Annotated in this window: 1 protein-coding gene; it reads right to left on the bottom strand. The window is 67.0% G+C overall.

Translation table 11 applies throughout. The features are described from left to right. On the bottom strand, positions 1 to 330 hold a 330-nt coding region (locus tag AC0L3E_RS34680; protein WP_473606920.1), incomplete at both ends, for a PfkB family carbohydrate kinase.

The raw sequence follows: 330 nt of genomic DNA, 5'->3' as shown, positions 1-330 counted from the left end.
GCCGAGATAGGTGTTCATCGAGCGCTCGCCGTCGGGCGTGACGAAGATCATCGAGCGCGCCGTCGGCGGCTCACCCTCGAGCGGCGTGGTGTCGAAGGCGACGCCCTGCGCATGGATGTCGTGGGCGTAGATTTCGCCCAGCGCATCGTTGGAGACCTTGCCAAAGAAAGCGGCGCGGCCGCCGAAGCTGGCGACGCCGGCCGCCGTGTTGCCGGCGCTGCCGCCGGAGGCCTCGATCGCCGGGCCCATGCGACTGTAGAGCAGTTCGGCGCGTTGTGTGTCGATGAGGTTCATCGCGCCCTTGATGATGCCGTTGGTCTCGAGGAATTC

Source organism: Mesorhizobium sp. WSM4822, assembly GCF_055811155.1.
The sequence above is the reverse complement of the archived record's forward strand: the minus strand, read 5'-3'. Positions and strand labels throughout refer to the sequence as shown.